Genomic DNA, 17761 nt, shown 5'->3' on the forward strand with positions numbered 1-17761 from the left:
TTACTCCAATGGCTCAATCTTGTTTAGGGGTTTGTGCTGCTCAGCTAAATGCCAATCATTTAGCAGGTCTTGTCGATGATCCATTGCCCATTCAATGACCAGCGCTTTTGCGCGCCTAGGCAATGCACCCTCCATTATTTCCAAGGTTTCAATCGAAACAGTTGCCTCATACTCACTGTAGTAAGCATGGAAATGCGGTGGATTATGATCGTCATAATACATTCGAATCAGAATGCCAAAAAATTCACTAATAGTAGGCACGCATACCCCTGAGCATTTTCTACGAGTAACTTACCAAAAGCTATTGTGCCGCAAACAACCCTACACACCAACCACAATTGCCTCGACGACTCTTTTGGCTTTTGTACGGGCATCTTCTATATCTTCACCCCGCGCCAAAGCAACTCCCATCCGACGCTTTCCACTCACCTCGGGCTTACCGAATAAGCGCAGCTGGGTGTCTGGTGCTTCTAATGCGTATTCAAGGTTGCCGAAGGAAACTCGCTTAGATTCGCCTTCTACTAATATCACCGCCGAGGCCGAGGGGCCGTTTTGTTGAATATTGGGGATGGGCAAGCCGAGAATGGCGCGAGCGTGCAGCGCAAATTCCGACAGGTCTTGGGATATAAGAGTGACCAAGCCGGTGTCGTGGGGGCGGGGCGAGACTTCGCTAAAGATGACCTCGTCACCTTTCACAAACAACTCTACGCCGAACAAGCCCCAGCCACCGAGGGCGCTGGTGACTTGCTCTGCAATTTGCTGGGAGCGCAGCAGGGCTGTTTCTGACATCGGCTGCGGCTGCCATGACTCTTGATAGTCGCCATCTTTTTGTAAGTGGCCAATGGGGGCGCAGTAGCTTGTTGTGGTGTCTTCGCTGTCGCCGCGATGGCGAATAGTCAGCAGCGTTATTTCGTAATCAAAATCGACAAAGCCTTCTACAATGACCCGCCCCGCACCAGCGCGACCGCCTTCTTGCGCGTAGCTCCATGCGGCGTCTACGTCGGTAAGGCGTTTTACTAAGCTCTGCCCCTTCCCCGACGAGCTCATTATGGGCTTAACCACACAAGGCAGACCAATTTCTGCAATGGCTGCGTCAAACTCGTCTTTGCTGTCTGCAAAGCGATAGGTCGATGTTGGCAATTCTAACTTCTCAGCCACTAAACGACGAATGCCTTCACGATTCATAGTGAGCTGCGCTGCTCGCGCCGTTGGCACGACGTTATAGCCTTCGCGCTCCAACTCGACGAGGGTGTCGGTGGCGATGGCTTCAATTTCTGGCACGATGTAATCTGGCTTTTCCAGTTCGATGACGCGTTGCAATTCTGCACCGTCTAACATCGAGAAGGTGTAGCTGCGATCAGCCACTTGCATGGCCGGCGCATTTTCATAGCGGTCGCAGGCAATCACTTCTACGCCTAAACGCTGCAACTCAATTGCGACTTCTTTACCAAGCTCGCCGGCACCGCAGAGTAAAACTTTGCATGCGGTGTCGCTGAAGGGGGTGCCTAAGGTAACCATGATTCCCTCTTATTTTTCGGATTCGCCAATAGCCAAATTGTCTATTAACTTAATACAAAGCACAGCTGCAGCACTAAAAAGGCATACACGCCGGCCAATACGTCGTCGATCATAATCCCAAAGCCGCCGTGCACTTTTGCGTCTAGCACACGAATGGGCCACGGCTTCCATATATCAAATAAGCGAAACAGACCAAAACCCAGCGCGACCCAAAAGATATTTGGCGGCACCAAAAACAGGGCAATCCAAAGACCGACAAACTCATCCCACACAATGCCGCCGTGGTCGTGCACACCTAAGGCTTTTGCGGTTTCTCCGCAGAAATACACCCCCGCCGCAAAGGCGATAATTAGCACGATAATATAATTTGCTGGCGACAGGTATTGCAGCAAAAACCAAAACGGTAGCGCCGCAAGTGTGCCGAACGTGCCGGGGGCTTTTGTTGCCAAACCGCTACCGAAACCGACGGAAAGCAAATGCACCGGATTTTTTAATAATGAAACTGGAATTTTTGTTGTCATAAATAAAGTAACCCAGTTTTAAAAGTGTTGGTAACCACCACGAGGTGAGTACAAATTTTGTTGCGCATCGTAGCAGCGCAGGCCATTACCCGCTTCTATATAGCCCACTTCGGTGAGTGCCAAATTCAGGCTTTCGCTCAGCACCGCGATGTCGGCGCGACGGGATGCTGGCACGGTAAAACACAGTTCGTAATCATCGCCACCACTGAGCGCCGAATCTAACGCGCCACCGGCGCGCTGCAAGGCCGGCGATATTGGCAGGTTTTGCAAATTAAGCACAGCGGCAACGCCACTGGCATTTACGATATGTGTTAAATCTGCGGCGAGGCCGTCAGAAATATCGATAGCGGCGGTGGCGAGATTGCGTAATTTCAAACCCAATGCCAAACGTGGCGTCGGCGCGTGGTAGCGCGCTAATAAATAGTGCTGATCGTCATTTAAGTTTTGCGGGGCTTGATCGAGACACGCGAGCGCCGCATGGGCATCACCGACGCTGCCAGATACAAAAATGGCATCGCCAATTTGCGCGCCGCTGCGCAACAAGGCCTGCCCAGAGGGTGTAGAACCCATTACCTGCAAACTCATACACAGAGGCCCGCGCGTGGTGTCGCCACCGACCAGCACCACGTCAAACTCAGCAGCCGCGCAGGCAAGCGCGCCAGAAAATTCGCTTAACCAATTTTCATTTACCTCTGGCAAGGTCAACGCCAAGGTAAAGGCAAGTGGTGATGCGCCGCTTGCCGCCAAGTCACTCACGCACACGGCTAAAGCACGCCGCGCCAATAAGGCGGGCGAATAATTTTTAGGGAAGTGAACGGATTCGACCAAGGTATCTACCGACAGCAGTAATTCTTCGCCAGCGGGCATAGCCAACACCGCACAGTCATCACCTATTCCGCAGCGAACGATCTTCGCGTGGGTGTCAGATACTTTGCCGGCACCCTCGCGAAAATAACGTTGGATTATGTCGAATTCAGTTGCCGGCATAATAGCTAACGCAAACTATTCTTCGTCGGCGGCTGGCTTGGCAGACTTGGGCGCCTTGCCTTTTTCTGCCGCCACTTCTACCGCGCGACACTCTACTGCAACACGATCAAGCACGCCGTTTAAATAGCGGTAACCGTCGGTGGCACCAAAGCGTTTTCCTAGATTTATGGTTTCGTTAATGGCGACTTTATACGGGACATCAATGCGGCGCAGCAGTTCGTACGAGCCCATGCGCAACAAACACAATTCAATAGGATCGAGGTCCGTTAATTTTCGATCTAGGTGCTTTTCAAACAGGTCATGCAAGGCCGTTAGTTGTGCGGGAATATTGTGCACAAGGTCGTGAAAAAATTCTTTATCGACATGACTCATATCGTAGTCAGCTTGGAACTGCGCTTCGATTTCGTTCAATGCTTGGCCGGCCATATGCCATTGATATAAAGCCTGCATTGCATAGTGACGCGCCTTGCGTCGGTCTGCCGCTAGCTGATTGCGGGATGGATTCTGAAGACGATTAGCCACAAAATATTCTCATGTTCAGTGGATAAAACCACAAATAAAAAACCGTGCTACCGCATGAGGGCCGCACGAAACAATGCTAGGCTGCTGCCCAGTTTTCAAACAAAAATTACAACTGCTTTAGAAGGCCAACCATCTCGATGGCCGACATCGCGGCCTCTTCACCTTTGTTACCAGCCTTGGTGCCGGCACGCTCGATGGCTTGCTCAATAGAGTCAACCGTCAGCACACCGAATGCCACCGGCACGCTGTATTGCATAGAAACCTGCGCCAAACCTTTTACGCATTCACCCGCAACATATTCAAAATGTGGTGTGCCACCGCGAATTACTGCACCCAGGGCGATGATGGCATCGTAGCTTTTACTGTCGGCCACTTTTTGACATACCAACGGAATTTCAAACGCTCCAGGGGCGCGCACAATAGTAACGCTGTCTTCGCTCACGCCATGACGGCGCAGTGCATCTAATGCACCTTCCAATAAACTTTCAACCACAAAGCTATTCCAGCGGCCAACCACAATCGCGTATTTTCCTGCCGCCGCGACAAAATTACCTTCGATAGTTTTCATGTTCTTTTCCTTTCAAAATTTACAAACGCAGTACCTGCCTACGCCTATTTTTTATTCCGCAGCCGTTGCAATATTATCGGGGCTGACAAATTCAACTACTTCTAAATCAAAACCAGAAATTGCGTTATATTTTACCGGCGCGCCCATCAGACGAATTTTACCAACGCCAACATCACGCAATATTTGCGAGCCCAAGCCCACATTAAAGTAGGTGGTTTGATACTGCACGCTATCGCCCTGCAATGGCGGCTGCGTACCCTGAGCAATGCCTAACTCCGCCAAGATCGACTCCGGCGTTTCGCGGTTTGCCAGCAACACCACCACGCCACCGTGGGCGGCAATGGTTTCTAAGCTCCGATGCATATTCCAGCCGGTGGTCAGACCCGGCGGCTGGGTTTGCAATAAGTCACGCACCGAGGAACCCAAATGCACCCGTGCAAGGCTTGGTGTGCTGGCGTTAATCTCACCTTTCAAAACAGCAAAATGAATTTCGCCTGCGACTGAGTCCTTGTAAGCATTCAGGGTAAAGTCACCAAAATCTGTGGTGATAGTCCCGCTGCTAATTTTTTCGATGGTTTGTTCGTGCAGGACTTGGTAGTGAATTAAGTCGGCGATGGTGCCCATTTTTAAGTCGTGCTCGGCGGCGAAGATTTCTAGGTCTTCGCGACGGGCCATTGTGCCATCTTCATTCATGATTTCGCAGATAACGCCGGTGGCTTCAAAACCTGCCAGCCGCGACAAATCGCAGGCGGCCTCGGTGTGGCCGGCGCGACTTAGCACACCGCCCGGCTCGGACATCAGCGGGAAGATATGACCAGGCTGGACAATGTCGGCGACAACCGCATTACGCGCCGCCGCTGTGCGAACGGTATGCGCCCGATCTGCAGCAGAAATACCTGTGGTCACACCCTTGGTGGCCTCAATCGACAGAGTAAATTTGGTGCCAAAACCGGAGGCGTTGCGATCTACCATTAAAGGCAGATTTAACTGTTTGCAACGCTCGCGAGTCATCGGCATACAAATTAAGCCGCGACCGTATTTGGCCATGAAGTTGATGTCTTGCGGGCGCACGCACTCAGCGGCCATGACGAGATCGCCTTCGTTTTCGCGATCTTCGTCATCCATCAATATCACCATCTTGCCCAGACGGATATCCTGAATCAGGTCTTCTATTTTGCTTGTCGCCATAGTAATGCCTTAATTAGCCACGCTTATTTGCGCGCTCTCAAAAACCCATTGTCGGCCAAGGTGGCCATAGAAATCCCATTTCCAGCAGACTGCTTTGCCTGCAATAGTCGCTCAAGATAACGCGCAAGCACGTCTACTTCCAAATTTACCGCTGTACCGGCGCGATAATGCTGAATAATCGTTTGCGCCGCCGTGTGGGGCACAATATTTAATTCAAACACGCTGCCTTCTACGCGGTTAACGGTGAGGCTCACCCCATCAACGCAAATTGAGCCCTTAGTGGCAATATAGTGCGCCAAGTTGGCGGGCGCTTCGATACTGAGGCGAATTGATCGCGCATCACTGGCGCAATTTACTATTTGCCCAAGGCCATCTACGTGACCGCTGACTATATGACCATCTAAACGGCTGCTCGCCAACATCGCCCGTTCTAGATTTACCACCTGCCCCACCTTGGCATTCGCGAAGCTACTTAGGGACAAGGTTTCGTTTGAGACATCTGCCCAAAAACCATTGCTCAATAGCGACACAACCGTCAAACATACGCCATTAGTGGCGACGCTATCACCGAGCTTTACCTCGGCCATTGGCAGCGTCGCGCTGTTAATCTGCAAGCGCATATCGCCGCCGCGCTTTTCAATTGCGGCAATACTGCCTAGCGCTTCGATAATGCCGGTGAACATTTATGACTGCTCCACAACACTGCCATCGCGCTTGGGCACGCGGCACTGTATTCGCCAATCCTTACCCACCGCACGAATGTCGACAATATCAACCGCCTGTTGTTCTGACATCGCCGCCATCGGCCAGTTAATTAAGGGCCTGCCACTGCTGCCCATTAAGCACGGGGCCATATACACAAACCATTCGTCGACCAAGCCCGCCCGCAGCGCGGCACCGGCCAAAATCGCGCCCGCTTCTAGCAGAACTTCATTGCAACTGCGATCAGCCAGATATTGCATCACGGCAGGTAACGATACCTTGCCGTGGCCGTCATCTTCCAGCACTACAACCGTCGCGCCCGCCGCTATCAGCGCTTGATGATGTTTGCTGTTTGTCACCCGCGTGGCGATGACGACCTCGCCACCGGCTTTAAATAATGTCGCGCCTACCGGCGTGCGCAGCGCGGAGTCCACAATAAGCCGCAGCGGTTGACGCCAATGACCGTCAAGCACCGACGCTGACGGATCATCCGCCGAAAAGCTCTCGCCCCTAACAGTCAGTGCGGCGTCGTCATGCAAAATGGTTTCTACGCCACTCAAAATTGCACAACTTTGAGCGCGCAATTTCTGCACATCAGCCCGTGCTGCTGGGCCGGTGATCCACTGGCTTTCGCCAGACGCCATCGCCGTTCTGCCATCAATACTGCTGGCTGACTTTAAGCGCAGCCACGGCAAACCGCCGCGCATACGGCGCATAAAACCGATATTTAATGCTTCGGCCTGAGCGGCCATCAAGCCCACGTCGACCTGAATACCCGCTTCACGCAGACGCGTAATACCGCGGCCCGCCACCAGCGGATTGGGGTCTTCTACTGCAACAACTACGCGACTCACGCCGGCATTAATTAAGGTGTCGGCACAGGGCGGAGTTCGCCCCTGATGACTACAGGGTTCAAGGGTGACATAGGCCGTGGCCGCCCGCGCATCACTAAGCTGCTCTAGGGCCTTCACCTCGGCGTGGCCTTCGCCAGCACGTTGGTGCCAACCCTGCGACACGATCTGATCATCGCGGCAAATTACACAGCCAACACGGGGATTTGGACTGGTAGAATAACGGCCGTGCTCTGCCAAGCGCAGGGCCTGTGCCATCATCTGCCGGTCAACATCAGTAAAACTCATGATTAATCAATTAGCCCAGAACGGGGCTCCGCGGACAGACGATCAATTTCTGCACGGAATTCATCTAAATCTTGAAAACTGCGATACACCGAGGCAAAGCGAACATAGGCAACATGATCTAAGGCCTTTAAGGCTTCCATCACCTGCTCGCCCACATCGCGGCTGTCTATCTCGCGCTCACCCGTCGCCTGTAGGCGACGCTTAATACCACTAATTTCTGCTTCTATATGCTCAACACTGACCGGCCGTTTTTCAAGTGCCTTCAACACGCCAGAACGCAATTTTGCCTCGTCGAAGGGCTCCCGCGAACCATCGGTTTTGATGATTTTAGGCATCAATAACTCGGCGCTTTCGTAGGTAGTAAACCGCTCGGAGCAAGACAAACACTCGCGACGGCGACGAACCTGACCACCCTCGGCAACTAAGCGGGAGTCGATTACTTTGGTGTCGTCAAAATTGCAAAACGGACAGCGCATGAGAGTGCCTCGAGGCGGTAATGATTGACCGAAAGTTTAGCACAGGAGCGGGAGATGCTTGACGGGAGATGGGAGACGCCAAGAATTACGCGGCTACGCCGCGCTGGCCCCTGCGCCTCCCGTCTCCCGTCCAGCGTTATGCGTAAACCGGGAAGCGTTTACAGATTTCCAGCACCTTCGCCTTTACTTCTTCGATTTTGGCAGTGGCGTCGCCGGCTTCCAGTGCTTCTAGCACGTCGCACATCCAGTTTGCCAATTCGATACACTCCGCTTCTTTAAAGCCGCGAGTGGTTACTGCAGGTGTACCAACGCGCAAGCCACTGGTGATGAACGGCGAACGCGGGTCGTTTGGCACCGCGTTTTTGTTCACGGTGATATTTGCCGCGCCCAGTGCTGCATCAGCGTCTTTGCCGGTGTATGACTTACCGATTAGATCAACTAGCATCAGGTGGTTTTCGGTACCGCCAGACACAATGTTAATGCCGCGCTCGATAAAGGTTTTTGCCATTGCTTTTGCATTAGCCACAACCTGCTTTTGATAGGCCACGTACTCAGGTGCCATCGCTTCTTTAAAGCTAACCGCTTTTGCTGCGATTACGTGCATTAAAGGACCGCCCTGACCACCGGGGAATACCGCTGAGTTCAGTTTCTTTTCGATCTCTTCGTTGGCTTTGGCCAGAATCAATCCACCGCGTGGACCGCGCAGGGTTTTATGAGTTGTGGTGGTAACCACGTCTGCGTATTTCATTGGGTTAGGGTAAATCCCCGCCGCCACCAAACCGGCAACGTGAGCCATGTCTACCATCAGGTAGGCACCGACCATATCGGCGATTTCACGGAATTTTGCCCAATCAACAATACCTGAGTAAGCAGAGAAACCCGCCACAATCATTTTTGGCTTATGCTCAAGGGCAAGCGCCTCAACCTGCGCGTAGTCGATCTCGCCGGTCTCATTATTCAAACCGTACTGAACCGCGTTATAAGTCTTGCCTGAGAAGTTAGGCTTGGCACCGTGAGTTAAGTGACCGCCAGCATCTAAGCTCATGCCCAATACGGTGTCACCTGGTGATACCAGCGCTTGATATACCGCGCCATTGGCCTGTGAGCCTGAGTGGGGCTGAACATTGGCGTAATCTGCACCAAATAACGCTTTTGCGCGCTCAATAGCCAGATTTTCGGCCTTGTCGACGTATTCACAGCCACCATAGTAACGCTTGCCGGGATAACCTTCGGCGTACTTATTAGTCAGAACCGTACCCTGCGCCTGCATTACTGCTGGGCTGGTGTAGTTTTCAGAAGCGATCAGCTCGATGTGCTCTTCTTGACGCACTTCTTCTTCCTGAATCGCAGACCAGATTTCGTCGTCGAAACCGGCAATTGTCATCTCTTTGCTAAACATCACTACCCCCGAGGCATACACAGGCTTTGAAAAGCCGCGCATTGTACAATAAATGTGCGTTATCGGCACCGATTAATACCATCAAAGCCAGCTTGCAAAGCAATTATTCGCAAACCGATATCCCCAGCCCAACTACTCGCCACAGGGCAGTTGCCACGCCAATGCATACCTGAGGAACGCAGCCGAGCTATTCTGCGCTCATTGCACACTACAATTGATAGAACTAGCATCCACAAAGCATTGCGGAAGCACGCCGCTTTCGGTACCTTTTCCGCCTATTTCATCGTCGCCGAATCTCGGCGGCTTAGTGCTTTGTCAGGAGTCAGCATGGCGCAATTCGTCTTTACCATGAACCGCGTAAGCAAGGTTGTACCGCCCAAGCGCGAAATTCTGCACGACATTTCATTGTCGTTTTTCCCCGGTGCCAAAATCGGTGTACTTGGCTTAAACGGCTCGGGTAAGTCCACCCTACTCAGAATTATGGCCGGCGTAGACACCGAATTTAACGGTGAAGCTCGCCCCCAGCCCGGCACCAAAATAGGCTATTTATCGCAAGAACCAGCGCTTGACCCCGCCAAGGATGTGCGCGGCAATGTGGAAGACGGCGTTGCAGAAGCCAAAAACGCACTCACCGAATTAGACCAAGTGTATGCCGCGTATGCGGAGCCCGATGCCGATTTTGACGCACTGGCCAAACGACAAGCCCAGCTTGAGGACATTATTCAAGCCACCGATGCCCACAATTTAGATCACAAATTGGAAGTTGCCGCCGACGCCCTGCGCCTGCCACCTTGGGATGCCGATGTCACCACGCTTTCAGGTGGTGAGCGTCGCCGTGTAGCGCTGTGTCGCCTGCTGCTATCCAACCCCGACATGCTGTTGCTGGACGAACCTACCAACCACTTAGACGCTGAGTCAGTACATTGGTTGGAGCGCTTTTTATGCGACTTCCCCGGCACCGTGGTGGCCATCACCCATGACCGTTACTTCCTCGACAATGCCGCCGGCTGGATTTTGGAATTAGACCGCGGTCGCGGCATTCCTTATGAGGGCAATTACTCCGACTGGCTAGAAGCCAAAGACGCCCGCCTTGCCCAAGAGGCAAAAGCGGACGCCTCGCGCAAAAAGACCATCGCCACTGAATTAGAGTGGGTGCGCAGCAACGCCAAGGGACGCCAGAGCAAAAGCAAGGCGCGTTTGGCCCGCTTTGAAGAAATGAACTCACAGGAGTTCCAAAGCCGCAGCGAAACCAACGAAATTTATATTCCACCAGGACCGCGCCTGGGCGACAAGGTCATTGAAGTTAATGGCATAAGCAAAAGCTACGGCGACCGCCTACTCATTAACGACCTGAGCATGTCGGTTCCCAAGGGCGCAATTGTCGGCATTATTGGTGGTAACGGTGCGGGTAAATCGACCTTGTTGCGGATGCTGACCGGCAAGGAAACGCCAGACAGCGGCACCATTGATATCGGCGAAACCGTTAAACTAGTGTCGGTAGAGCAGATGCGCGACAACCTAGACGACAAAAAGACCGTATGGGAAGCCGTGTCGGAAGGCCAAGATATTTTGCGCATTGGCAGCTATGAGGTGCCGTCGCGGGCTTATATTGGTCGCTTCAACTTTAAAGGCAGCGACCAGCAAAAACGCGTTGGCGAATTGTCTGGTGGTGAGCGCGGTCGCTTACATTTAGCTTGCACCTTAAAAGAAGGCGGCAATGTTTTACTACTCGACGAACCCTCAAACGATTTGGACGTTGAAACCCTGCGCGCACTCGAAGATGCCCTGCTGGATTTCCCCGGCTGCGCAATGGTGATATCGCATGATCGCTGGTTCCTAGACCGTATTGCCACGCACATTCTTGCCTACGAAGGCGACAGCGACATCGTTTTCTTTGAAGGGAACTACACGGAATACCACGCAGACTTTGTGGCTAGGAAAGGTAAAAACGCCGGACCAAAACGGGTCAAATACAAAAAACTAAAATAAGCTTAAAACTCGTCGGGAGGTGCTATTCACCTCCCGCACACACCTCTCCGACTCAAAGCTGGGTCAAAGTTTTGTCCTTTTCTAACTGATAACTTTGCAGGTCTTCTGCCAGCTGCAAATTGCCTTGGTAATACAACTTAGCCTCTATATACAGATCATTAACGCTATACTCTTTCGCGCCACTACCCGATCGGTAGCGCTGACTAAAATGGGTAAGAAGTAAGTGTTTTAGCTTGGCATTTTCTGCTGTTTTTGCGACCATCGCGGCGGTGCTATGCATATACTGCGGCCCAACACGGGCAAGCACATCCTCAGTAAAGGTCGCCTCGTGAACGAGCAAATCACTCTCTTGCAGCGCGCTTAAAAGCAAGTCTGGCTTGTCATTGTCGCCACCTATAATTGCACTGCGCGGCGCCCACGCAGCGCATCTAACCTGCTCGGCATGAACAAGCCGCCCATCATCAAGAGCAACACTTTCGCCCTGTTGCAGCAAGCCCCAAAGCGGGCCTCTTGGCACCTCTAGAGCGTCCAAGGCGCTCTCATCCAAGTGATATACCGGATGCTCCTTTACCTGAAATGCAAAACACGGAACCCTGTGCGACATGGCAATTGCCTGCACCGAAATCTGGCCATCGTCATACTGAAAAGCCTGGTCATCAGTGCGAACAAAATGCAGGGGAAAACGCAAATTATGCACATCAGTAAACGCGAAAGTGTTACGCACATACTGCTCAATACCGTCAGGAGCACAAATAGTCAGCGGCTCCTTTCGACCACTCATATTTGCACTGGCAATTAAGCCCGGCAGCCCATAGCAATGATCACCATGGACATGGGTAATAAAAATTGCCTTAAGCCGAGCGGAGGAATAACGCGATTTAAGTAAGCGATGCTGGGTACCCTCACCGCAATCGAATAGATACCAATCACGCTTGTCCTCAACAGACAAGGCGAGCGCAGTGACATTGCGACTTGCCGTTGGCGTACCGGCACTGGTGCCCAAAAAAGTAAAACGCATAAGCCAAATAAAAATAAATTAAGTTAGTTGTGGGTCTATTGTGGGCTATTTTGTGGGGAGAAGGCTAATTACACTTGGGAATATCAGGCGCGCATTGATCAAATTTCTGCGCAAGTGGTCAAGTGAGGATTAATTAAAACAAGCCCATGCCTGTTTTAACCTCTTCGGGGCTGCGTCTCTCCGCTCCTTGTTTAAATTGCGCCTAAGGCACAATTTATCGAACCTAGAGAGGGCAGCGTGGCCCGAGAGCGGAGCGAGTGCTTTGGCCATCTCACCGATCAAGCAAACCATAACCAAAACCAAAAAAACCGGCACAAGGCCGGCCATGATCAAATTTCCACACAAGCGATCAAGCGAGGATTAATCAATACAGCCTAGGGGCTGTATTGCCCCCTCTGGGGCTACGTCGCTCCGCGCCTTGTTTAAATTGCGCCTAAGGCACAATTTATCGAACCTAGAGAGGGCAGCGTGGCCCGAGAGCGGAGCGAGTGCTTTGGCCATCTCACCGATCAAGCAAACCAAAACCAAAAAAACCGGCACAAGGCCGGTTTTTTTGGTTTTGGTGCGCCCGAGAGGATTCGAACCTCTGACCTCCGCCTCCGGAGGGCGGCGCTCTATCCAGCTGAGCTACGGGCGCAAAATGGGTAATTCACGAAGCGCGACACTATAACAGAGGCTGTTTCCCTCCTCAATCTGCGCCGCCTATTTACTTGCCAATATTAGCCCTAATCCACTTTGCGGCCAAAACGTGACCATTTTGTGACCACACGAAATTACAGCTGTCAGAAAAGCCCAAATTTACGACTACTGCTCTCCGCAACCAAAATGGCGGTTTAATATATCCGCAATCCATTCTACTTTTAGTATTTTAGTCGACATATGCTCAGCCAACGGCTCAATCGGACGCGCAAAGTAATCGCGGAGGTCGTCTAGATTCTTTACTCCGCCTGCAGCTAGCTCAGCTTGAAAAAGTCATTCGGCGTATACCTGAAATCTCAACAACAGCAATGCGCCAGCGTTCACCAAACTACTTTTTCGTAAGTATTGCTTTAATACTGAGCGCAACATCAAAACATCACTCTTATGTTGTACGCCACGCTACATCATTCTAAATTCACCAGATCGCTAAACACTTCGCCTGCTAGTATTCAGATAACACTCACAACAGCCTACGCTCAAGCCATTGCTAAAGTTAACTCTTTAACTCCTTAATTATTTTAGCCCACATCTCATCAGGCGCGGCATACGGAGCATATATTGCCAATCTATCAGCATAGCTTCCGTATTGCTTTTTTAGCTTTCCAGCAATCTCATCGGGCTTGCCTCGAATACAGAAAGCATCTAAAAATTCGTCATTAATATAATCGCCTAGCTGCTCCCATTTACCTTCTTTTGAAAGCGCATTGAGCTTAGGTTGCAAATCACCAAAACCCACAGCATTCATTGGCGGAAGATACGCAGGCGTAGAGGCATAAAATCCTAATAAGCCTTTTACACTCTGCTCAGCTGCGTGATATGCCGCATCCGTTTCACCCGTTATTACTATGGCGTTAACCTGAATAATAAAATCTTCTTCACGGCGACCAGATTTCTCAAGTCCCTTTCGAACTGCAGGCAACGCATGGTCTTGCACAAAAGGTACGCTATTGAATGGATGAATGATCAAACCATCCGCAACCTCACCGGCAACCTGAGTCATCATGGGGCCAAGTGCTCCAAGTAATATCGGCGGCACACCATAGGGATTGGGGCCAGGGTTGAACATGGGTGTCATTAAAGTATGACGATAATATTCGCCCTGAAAATCCAATCTACTGCCATTCTGCCAGCAATCAAAAAACGCTTTTACCGCCAGAGTATACTCACGCATACGCGCGGCTGGTGGACTAAATGCCAAACCAAAACGTTTTTCAATATGCGCTTTTATCTGCGACCCTATCCCAAGCATAAATTTACCTTGCGAGAACTTTTGTAAATCCCAAGCTTGGTAAGCGATATGCGAAGGGTTTCTAGGGAAGGCCACGGCAATTCCCGTAGCAATGTCTAACTCAGGCGCGTGCTCAGATGCTAGCGCGAGCGGCAAGAACGGATCCCAACTGCCTTCAAGGGTATAAACTCCATCGTAGCCAATTGCCGCAAGACGTTTAGCCTCAGCGGCGGCACCCGCCATATCGGCATAAAATGGACCGTCAATTTTCATAGATATACCCTTAGATATTAATTAAAAACTCGCATTATTTACTAACTGGATTTGGCCGATTGTATTCTAGCCACCCCATGCTTTCTTCACCGGAATCGAAATGACAACGTATTAAGGTACGGCGATACTCAGTACGCTTAGGAGGCGTAAATGCATGAGTAATATCGATTTCCCCCCCCGCAACTGACTCTATTTTTCCAGCAATCAATCTGCCGCTATCGCACACCAAAGAAAAACTCCCTCGAACCGCGGCAAAGGGTTGCTCACTCATAAACTCCAACTCAAACTTGGTTTCCGACAAATGCTCCATGCCCTGCCCAAGCTCATGAAAGTAGCCCATCTGAATCAAAGGCCACTCAGGAATTTCCACCTGCGTGGCTTGCAAGCTAAATTTCTCGTTGTTCACTACAAAAAATTGCCAATTCATATCCCAAGGCCGCGGCCCCCACGAGTGATCGCGCTCACCACGCACGACGAGCTCAGTGCCATGCTGGTCAATGGTCATTCGTCCAAACGCCTGAATGGGTTGTTCATAGCGATTAGTACTAAAGCCCTGCGCGCTATGGCCTTCGACACTTCCTGCCCCGCGAGAATACGCCGAACCCAATGCGCTTACGTCAAGCTCGACGCTGACCGGCAAGACCATTCCTTGACGTGGGCCGTAGGCAACGCGAGCAAAACCGTCTATTTGTAAGCGCCCAGACTGCAGCGGTGCCATGCAATCGTAGCTAAATTTCAAACCCCATTGCTCGTAACAAAATACATCTTGGCCATCTAACTTTAATGCCGAGAATGGCAATCGATTTTCCTCAATAATTAACCATTCTTCTCCGTTCCAAAGATGTAACCAGAACAAGATACGCTGCTGAACAGGGTGCCACCCAATGCGACAATGACCTGCCGCGCTACCATCTTCGGTATACCAATCAAAAAAATATGACTCATTCCAATCGTCGTGAGCCTGGCTAAACGGATGACTAAACTCATCTTTCAGCTCAACACCAAATTGCGTTAATTCCTGCTCGGAAAGCATACCTACCCCTTGTTTAATTTTCCTGCGCGTCCGCTTTAGCTACCCAATACTGAGCAAGACGCAGAAACTACAATATGGTGACCACACCTGTATCGGCGTTCAGTCGAATCATATCGCCGGTTTTTATTTGCTTGGTACCTCGACGGGTGTTCACTATCGCTGGCAAGCCATACTCTCTTGCGATAACGGCGCCATGAGACACCGCGCTGCCAACGTCAGTCACTAAACCTGCAATCATACTGAAATACGGCGTCCAGCCAACATCGGTAATGGGTGCGACTAATATTTCGCCGGGCAGAATGGCCGCCGCCTCAGCAACACTGAACGCTACCCGCGCCCTCGCCTCAACAATGCCTTTAGAAACTGGACGCCCGACTATCTGCCCTTCAATGTCGTAATCACTATTTCGGATATCTATTGGCTGAGGAGTGCCAACACATATTTCTTCAAAATCGAGTCGATCCTGAAAATCCAGTGCTCGCCGTCGCATTTTAGTGTGCTGATTCCAATATGCCTTAAGTTCTTGGGAGCTGGCATTGCGAACAAACGTCATTAACTCATCGTGTAAAAAGAAAAACACCAAATCCGCATCATCGAGCTTATTTTCAGCCACGAGCTGCTTTCCCAATGCTCGATATCCACGCTTGAGCCTATTCGTTATATCCACTAATAAAGACTTTGTCGCCTCCCTACGTCGCACCGCGTTATGCGCCTTAGGCACGATCCAACGCAGGCCGCGATTTAATTCTGATAGCTTTGCGACGTCCGGTCGTACGCTACTCATGGTTCCCATTAAGCGTGCAGCAACAGACGCCTGCATCGTTGCCACCAATGTTTCTGGGGCATCTGACCAGCACACTTCTCGAACACAGAGTTCTCGGTAAGAGCGATGGCCATGACGATTCAAGAACGCCGAAAATTTATGACTGATACCTGATCCATTGCCGCGCAACCACGCCAAGGCCACTCTCGGTTCAGTGTCGACAAAACAAGTTTGAGCATCGTGATGACACGAAATATCTTTTACGATTTCATCAAGCTGATCGACGAGCACCGCAGACTCTACGCCCCGAGCGCCCGCCATCAATCGGCCCGCTTCAGCCTCCTCCTCAGGACTGCTTTCTTGCCCGCCAGAAATCATCGCCTGCAATATATTACTGGCAAAACCCGAGGTAGTTGATGACTGTAAATGAACCGCAAACGCCTCGTAGAAAAAGGTCCGGCTCCCATCTAAGGCTTTAGCTAATTCAGCACTGCTACCCTGAACAGGAATCTGAAAAGCGTTAGCCCGCAGCTTAAAGTCATCTATCACCGCATCGGCGCGCTGCAAATACCTAAGCATTTTTAACATGCCAAACAGACGAATAAAGATGGAGCGCTTAGCTGGCGGATTTAATTCTTCGACAATGCGCCCACATAAACTCAGCCCCATCGACTTAACGTCGATACCAAGTACGGTGGCACCAGCTGCAGCGGAGCCCGTCATATTGAGAAACATTTTACCGCTGCACATTGCGACCTGCGTCCACGCCTCTGTGACCGCGGGTCTGCCTGCGTAACTGACATGCATATGCTGCATACCATGTTCAATCGCGCGACCAGTTGTCGAAAAAGTTAGCGGGCAACTTGCACCGGGCATCATCTCGCCGATATTACACCGCGTCAGAACGTCATCTTGATTAATAGGCGTGTTTAATTCATTCAGGTCTGAACCAACCGTAGTTACGGGGCGAGCCTGCAACCAGTAAAGCTCTCCGCTTTTATCAAACGCCCATTCCATGTCCAAGGGATCACCGGCAGCAGCTACCGCTGCCCGAGCTTGCTGTACGAGCAAACATCGTTGCGCTGCCGTCAGAATCGCGGTATCACCAACAAGCTCCTCATAACAGAGGGTATTATCTAAACCGTATTCATAATGGTCTGGTGTTTCATCCCCACTAACTAGCGCCTCACCTAAACCGGGAACAGCATCTATCACCAAGCGGTCGTGCCGTCCCGATACCGGATCCACACTAAACAGCACGCCCGCCGCTTGTGCATCCACCATCCTCTGCACCACCACACACATCGCGCTCTCAGACATGCCCTGCTGATGCCGATACTCACTAGCCCTATGGCTATTCAGCGAATCAACACACTTGCGCACCGCATCTATAAGCTCAACTTCACCCACAACATTGAGTACGGTCTCGTAAAGCCCGGCAAAAGAGTGATCACTGCCATCCTCTCCCAACGCCGAAGAACGCACAGCGACCTTTCCGCCCCCCATAGATTGGTAATACTCTGTTAACGCATCTACATCCACGTCTTTTTGGGCATCGACAATGACAAAGCCAGCAGGTATGGCTAAACCCCACTCAATCAGCTTACGCAGCCCCGCAGCCTTGCCTCCGACCTCATCAACGCTGAGATCTATATCTTTTACCCACTGAACACGCATTCCCATTGATATCGTCGCCGTAATTTTATCGTTATCAAATCAGCAGACTATACGATCGTAT

At 51.3% G+C, this 17761-nt stretch carries 16 protein-coding genes and 1 tRNA gene; 1 reads left to right on the top strand and 16 read right to left on the bottom strand.

Annotation, left to right across the window (positions count from 1 at the left end):
• From GVJ32_RS03515 to glyA, 11 genes are all read right to left on the bottom strand, one after another.
• Complete coding sequence (locus GVJ32_RS03515; protein ID WP_159238680.1) at positions 1-261, bottom strand: DUF4160 domain-containing protein; 261 nt, start codon at positions 259-261, stop codon at positions 1-3.
• A gap of 60 nt (positions 262-321) precedes the next feature.
• The gene (gene purT / locus GVJ32_RS03520) at positions 322-1518 is read right to left on the bottom strand and encodes a formate-dependent phosphoribosylglycinamide formyltransferase (RefSeq protein ID WP_159238681.1); all 1197 of its coding nucleotides are present in this window, start codon (positions 1516-1518) and stop codon (positions 322-324) included.
• 44 nt (positions 1519-1562) lie between these two features.
• On the bottom strand, positions 1563-2039 hold the full coding sequence (locus tag GVJ32_RS03525; RefSeq protein WP_159238682.1) for a phosphatidylglycerophosphatase A family protein: 477 nt from the start codon (positions 2037-2039) through the stop codon (positions 1563-1565).
• 18 nt (positions 2040-2057) lie between these two features.
• Positions 2058-3026, bottom strand: a complete 969-nt coding sequence (gene thiL / locus GVJ32_RS03530) for a thiamine-phosphate kinase (protein ID WP_159238683.1) — start codon at positions 3024-3026, stop codon at positions 2058-2060.
• Positions 3027-3041: 15 nt separating this feature from the next.
• Positions 3042-3548 carry a transcription antitermination factor NusB gene (nusB, locus tag GVJ32_RS03535; protein WP_159238684.1) on the bottom strand — a complete coding sequence of 169 codons (507 nt, stop codon included), beginning with the start codon at positions 3546-3548 and terminating at the stop codon, positions 3042-3044.
• Positions 3549-3654: 106 nt separating this feature from the next.
• Positions 3655-4116 carry a 6,7-dimethyl-8-ribityllumazine synthase gene (gene ribH, locus GVJ32_RS03540; protein ID WP_159238685.1) on the bottom strand — a complete coding sequence of 154 codons (462 nt, stop codon included), beginning with the start codon at positions 4114-4116 and terminating at the stop codon, positions 3655-3657.
• Positions 4117-4167: 51 nt separating this feature from the next.
• On the bottom strand, positions 4168-5304 hold the full coding sequence (gene ribBA / locus GVJ32_RS03545) for a bifunctional 3,4-dihydroxy-2-butanone-4-phosphate synthase/GTP cyclohydrolase II (RefSeq protein ID WP_159238686.1): 1137 nt from the start codon (positions 5302-5304) through the stop codon (positions 4168-4170).
• A gap of 23 nt (positions 5305-5327) precedes the next feature.
• The gene (locus GVJ32_RS03550) at positions 5328-5987 is read right to left on the bottom strand and encodes a riboflavin synthase (protein ID WP_159238687.1); all 660 of its coding nucleotides are present in this window, start codon (positions 5985-5987) and stop codon (positions 5328-5330) included.
• Positions 5988-7145 (bottom strand): bifunctional diaminohydroxyphosphoribosylaminopyrimidine deaminase/5-amino-6-(5-phosphoribosylamino)uracil reductase RibD, encoded by a 1158-nt coding sequence (ribD, locus tag GVJ32_RS03555; protein ID WP_159238688.1) that lies wholly within the window; start codon positions 7143-7145, stop codon positions 5988-5990.
• 2 nt (positions 7146-7147) lie between these two features.
• Positions 7148-7621, bottom strand: a complete 474-nt coding sequence (gene nrdR / locus GVJ32_RS03560) for a transcriptional regulator NrdR (RefSeq protein ID WP_103684491.1) — start codon at positions 7619-7621, stop codon at positions 7148-7150.
• A 136-nt stretch (positions 7622-7757) separates the two neighbouring features.
• Positions 7758-9020: a serine hydroxymethyltransferase gene (gene glyA / locus GVJ32_RS03565; protein ID WP_103684537.1), complete on the bottom strand. Its 1263-nt coding sequence runs from the start codon at positions 9018-9020 to the stop codon at positions 7758-7760.
• 327 nt (positions 9021-9347) lie between these two features.
• Here glyA and ettA point away from each other — a divergent pair, with 327 nt between their 5' ends.
• Entirely contained in the window at positions 9348-11009 is a 1662-nt protein-coding gene (ettA, locus tag GVJ32_RS03570) for an energy-dependent translational throttle protein EttA (RefSeq protein ID WP_159238689.1), read from the top strand.
• A gap of 52 nt (positions 11010-11061) precedes the next feature.
• Here the strand turns inward: ettA and GVJ32_RS03575 are convergent, their stop codons facing one another.
• The 5 genes from GVJ32_RS03575 to GVJ32_RS03595 all read right to left on the bottom strand — a co-directional run bounded on the left by GVJ32_RS03575 (position 11062) and on the right by GVJ32_RS03595 (position 17706).
• Positions 11062-12027: a ribonuclease Z gene (locus GVJ32_RS03575; RefSeq protein ID WP_159238690.1), complete on the bottom strand. Its 966-nt coding sequence runs from the start codon at positions 12025-12027 to the stop codon at positions 11062-11064.
• 560 nt (positions 12028-12587) lie between these two features.
• A tRNA-Arg gene (locus tag GVJ32_RS03580) sits at positions 12588-12664 on the bottom strand.
• A 555-nt stretch (positions 12665-13219) separates the two neighbouring features.
• Positions 13220-14227 carry a TIGR03617 family F420-dependent LLM class oxidoreductase gene (locus tag GVJ32_RS03585; protein WP_159238691.1) on the bottom strand — a complete coding sequence of 336 codons (1008 nt, stop codon included), beginning with the start codon at positions 14225-14227 and terminating at the stop codon, positions 13220-13222.
• 34 nt (positions 14228-14261) lie between these two features.
• The gene (locus tag GVJ32_RS03590; RefSeq protein WP_159238692.1) at positions 14262-15260 is read right to left on the bottom strand and encodes a hypothetical protein; all 999 of its coding nucleotides are present in this window, start codon (positions 15258-15260) and stop codon (positions 14262-14264) included.
• A 67-nt stretch (positions 15261-15327) separates the two neighbouring features.
• Positions 15328-17706: a PEP/pyruvate-binding domain-containing protein gene (locus GVJ32_RS03595; RefSeq protein ID WP_159238693.1), complete on the bottom strand. Its 2379-nt coding sequence runs from the start codon at positions 17704-17706 to the stop codon at positions 15328-15330.
• Positions 17707-17761 lie beyond the last annotated feature (55 nt).

The organism is Zhongshania aliphaticivorans (assembly GCF_902705855.1).
GTDB lineage: Bacteria > Pseudomonadota > Gammaproteobacteria > Pseudomonadales > Spongiibacteraceae > Spongiibacter > Spongiibacter aliphaticivorans_B.

Bases quoted from the DNA above. Each gene is read 5' to 3' on its own strand.
- nrdR (WP_103684491.1), bottom strand. From the start codon at position 7,621: ATGCGCTGTCCGTTTTGCAATTTTGACGACACCAAAGTAATCGACTCC.
- GVJ32_RS03550 (WP_159238687.1), bottom strand. From the start codon at position 5,987: ATGTTCACCGGCATTATCGAAGCGCTAGGCAGTATTGCCGCAATTGAA.
- ribBA (WP_159238686.1), bottom strand. From the start codon at position 5,304: ATGGCGACAAGCAAAATAGAAGACCTGATTCAGGATATCCGTCTGGGC.
- GVJ32_RS03585 (WP_159238691.1), bottom strand. From the start codon at position 14,227: ATGAAAATTGACGGTCCATTTTATGCCGATATGGCGGGTGCCGCCGCT.
- glyA (WP_103684537.1), bottom strand. From the start codon at position 9,020: ATGTTTAGCAAAGAGATGACAATTGCCGGTTTCGACGACGAAATCTGG.
- ribH (WP_159238685.1), bottom strand. From the start codon at position 4,116: ATGAAAACTATCGAAGGTAATTTTGTCGCGGCGGCAGGAAAATACGCG.
- purT (WP_159238681.1), bottom strand. From the start codon at position 1,518: ATGGTTACCTTAGGCACCCCCTTCAGCGACACCGCATGCAAAGTTTTA.
- ettA (WP_159238689.1), top strand. From the start codon at position 9,348: ATGGCGCAATTCGTCTTTACCATGAACCGCGTAAGCAAGGTTGTACCG.
- ribD (WP_159238688.1), bottom strand. From the start codon at position 7,145: ATGAGTTTTACTGATGTTGACCGGCAGATGATGGCACAGGCCCTGCGC.
- thiL (WP_159238683.1), bottom strand. From the start codon at position 3,026: ATGCCGGCAACTGAATTCGACATAATCCAACGTTATTTTCGCGAGGGT.
- GVJ32_RS03575 (WP_159238690.1), bottom strand. From the start codon at position 12,027: ATGCGTTTTACTTTTTTGGGCACCAGTGCCGGTACGCCAACGGCAAGT.
- GVJ32_RS03595 (WP_159238693.1), bottom strand. From the start codon at position 17,706: ATGGGAATGCGTGTTCAGTGGGTAAAAGATATAGATCTCAGCGTTGAT.
- GVJ32_RS03590 (WP_159238692.1), bottom strand. From the start codon at position 15,260: ATGCTTTCCGAGCAGGAATTAACGCAATTTGGTGTTGAGCTGAAAGAT.
- GVJ32_RS03525 (WP_159238682.1), bottom strand. From the start codon at position 2,039: ATGACAACAAAAATTCCAGTTTCATTATTAAAAAATCCGGTGCATTTG.